The organism is Streptomyces phytophilus, from assembly GCF_013870535.1.
GTDB lineage: Bacteria > Actinomycetota > Actinomycetes > Streptomycetales > Streptomycetaceae > Streptomyces > Streptomyces phytophilus.
This window is the reverse complement of the sequence record NZ_JACBXC010000784.1, coordinates 1-2,881: the sequence shown is the minus strand read 5'-3', so window position 1 is coordinate 2,881 and position 2,881 is coordinate 1. Positions and strand designations below refer to the sequence as shown.

Annotated in this window: 3 protein-coding genes; 2 read left to right on the top strand and 1 reads right to left on the bottom strand. The window is 71.7% G+C overall.

Annotated features, from left to right (window positions below):
- Positions 1-654, bottom strand: a 654-nt coding sequence (gene phoU, locus H5J30_RS25190; RefSeq protein WP_181789645.1) for a phosphate signaling complex protein PhoU, incomplete at its 3' end; no start/stop codon positions are given.
- Between the two features lie 170 nt (positions 655-824).
- Here phoU and phoR point away from each other — a divergent pair.
- On the top strand, positions 825-2,099 hold the full coding sequence (phoR, locus tag H5J30_RS25185; protein WP_181789644.1) for a two-component system sensor histidine kinase PhoR: 1,275 nt from the start codon (positions 825-827) through the stop codon (positions 2,097-2,099).
- Between the two features lie 88 nt (positions 2,100-2,187).
- On the top strand, positions 2,188-2,868 hold the full coding sequence (phoP, locus tag H5J30_RS25180) for a two-component system response regulator PhoP (RefSeq protein WP_018836075.1): 681 nt from the start codon (positions 2,188-2,190) through the stop codon (positions 2,866-2,868).
- Positions 2,869-2,881 lie beyond the last annotated feature (13 nt).

Sequence of the window (2,881 nt, the reverse complement as noted above, 5' to 3'; positions counted from 1 at the left end):
CGCGTTCAGCTCGTCGGCGTGCTCGCCGGTCACCAGGTACACCACCCGGCCGGCGCAGGACACGGCGTGATCGGCGAAGCGCTCGTAGTAGCGGCCGATCAGCGTCACGTCCACCGCGGTCTCGATGCCGTGCTTCCAGCGGTCGTCCATCAGGTGCTGGAAGATCTTGCGGTGCAGGTAGTCCATCCTGTCGTCGTCCTGCTCCAGCTCCAGCGCCAGGTCGACGTTCTTGGTGGTGACGACCTCCGCGGTCTTCGCCATCAGCCGCTGCGCGAGCTGCCCCATCTCCAGCACGGTGGCGTGCAGGTCGTCGGGGATGCAGCGGCCGGGGTAGCGCAGCCGGGCGAGCTTGGCGACGTGCTTGGCCAGGTCGCCGGCGCGCTCCAGGTCGGCGCTCATCCGCAGCGACGTCACCACGATGCGCAGGTCCGTGGCCACGGGCTGCTGCCGGGCGAGCAGCTGGATGGCCCGCGTCTCCAGCTCGCGCTGCAGGTCGTCCACCTTCTCGTCGCCCGCGATCACGCTCTCGGCGAGCTGCAGGTCGGCGTCGAGCAGCGCCGCCGTCGCACGGCCCATGGCGGAGCCGACCAGCCGGGCCATGTCGACGAGGCCCTCGCCGATCGAGTCCAGCTCCTCGTGGTAAGAGTCGCGCATCCCAGTGTCCGTCCGTCCTCTTTGCCGATTTATGCAGCATCCACCATCCAGGGGACGATGCGCCACTTAGTGAATCGGGACCGACCTGAGGGTGAACTCTTGGCGACCAGTGTTCGAGACCGCACCCGGATGGCTGTGGAAGGGGTGCACGAGGTGCCTAACCTGGAGACATGGACGTGGACGCAGCTGTCGCCGCGGCGGCGGCGATCGCCGGGCTCTGCACCGGCGTGATCGCGGTGCTCGCGTTCCGGTGGAGCGAGCGTGAGCAGGCCAGACCCACGCGCACCTCGCTGCACACGGACGCGGTACTGCCGCCCGGCGTGGACACCGTCCTGTCCGTCCTGCGCTCCTCCGCCGTCGTGCTCGACGAGGACGACGCCGTGGTCAAGGCCAGCTCCGCGGCGTACGCCCTGGGGCTGGTCCGCGGCGGCCGGCTGGCGGTGGACCCGATGCTGGCCATGGCCCGCGACACCCGGCGCGACGGCGAGATACGGCAGGTGGAGCTGGACCTGCCGCGGCGCAGCGGACGCGGCGAGGCACTGGCGGTCTCCGCCCGCGTCGCGCCGCTCGGCTCCCGGCTCGTCCTGCTGCTCGTCGAGGACATGACCGAGGCCCGCCGTATCGAGGCCGTCCGCCGCGACTTCGTCGCGAACGTCAGCCACGAGCTGAAGACCCCCGTCGGCGCCCTGTCCCTGCTCTCCGAGGCGGTCATGGACGCCGCCGACGACCCCGAGGCGGTGGAACGGTTCGCCGGCCGGATGCAGGGCGAGGCGACCCGGCTGACCAGCCTCGTACAGGAGCTGATCGACCTCTCCCGGGTGCAGAACGACGACGCCCTGGAGGACGCCGAGCCGGTACGGGTCGACGAGCTGGTCGGCGAGGCCATAGAGCGGTGCCGGCAGCAGGCCGGCGCCAAGCAGATAACCATCGCCACCGGCGGCGCGGCCGGACTCCACGTCTGGGGCCACCGCGGCCAGCTCGCCGCCGCCCTGGGCAACCTGGTGGAGAACGCCGTGAACTACAGCCCGGCCCGTACCAGGGTCGGCATCGCGGCCCGCCGGCTGCCCGCCCCCGGCGGCGACCTCATCGAGATCGCGGTCACCGACCAGGGGATCGGCATCTCCGAGAAAGACCGCGAGCGGGTCTTCGAGCGCTTCTACCGGGTCGACCCGGCGCGCTCGCGGGCCACCGGCGGGACCGGTCTCGGTCTCGCCATCGTCAAGCACGTGGCCGCCTCGCACGGCGGGGAGGTCACGGTGTGGAGCGCTGAGGGCCAGGGCTCCACGTTCACCCTGCGGCTGCCCGAAGCCGCACGTCCGAAGACCGGCCGGCCCCACACCGGCCGCAGCGGAGCTCTCATCGGGCCGGAGGACCTCGACGGCGAGGACCGGCTCCGGCTCGACGGGACCGACGCGTCAGACACAGCTCCGGAGGTCATTCCGTGACCCGCGTGCCCACCGCCCGGCGCGGCCCCACCCCCCGCCGCCCCGCCCCCCCAACCCCGTGCTGTCCGTCCCCCTCGGAGGTCAGAGCGTGACCCGGGTTCTCGTCGTCGAGGACGAAGAATCGTTCAGCGACGCACTGTCGTACATGCTCCGCAAGGAGGGCTTCGAGGTAGCCGTGGCCACCACGGGCCCCGAGGCGCTCGACGACTTCGACCGCAACGGCGCCGACCTGGTGCTGCTGGACCTCATGCTGCCGGGGCTGCCCGGCACGGAGGTGTGCCGCCAGCTGCGCGGCCGGTCCAACGTCCCCGTCATCATGGTGACCGCCAAGGACAGCGAGATCGACAAGGTCGTCGGGCTGGAGATAGGAGCCGACGACTACGTGACGAAGCCCTTCTCCTCCCGGGAGCTGGTCGCCCGGATCCGCGCGGTCCTGCGCCGCCGCGGCGAACCGGAGGAGGCCGAGCCGGCGGCCCTGGAGGTCGGACCGGTGCGGATGGACGTCGACCGGCACGTCGTCACGGTCGCCGGCGGCAAGGTCGACCTGCCGCTCAAGGAGTTCGACCTGCTGGAGATGCTGCTGCGCAACGCCGGCCGGGTGCTGACCCGGATGCAGCTCATCGACCGGGTCTGGGGCGCCGACTACGTCGGCGACACCAAGACCCTCGACGTCCACGTCAAGCGGCTGCGCGCGAAGATCGAGCCGGACCCGGGCGCGCCGCGCTATCTGGTGACGGTCCGCGGCCTGGGCTACAAGTTCGAGCCGTAGACCGGCCGGTGCG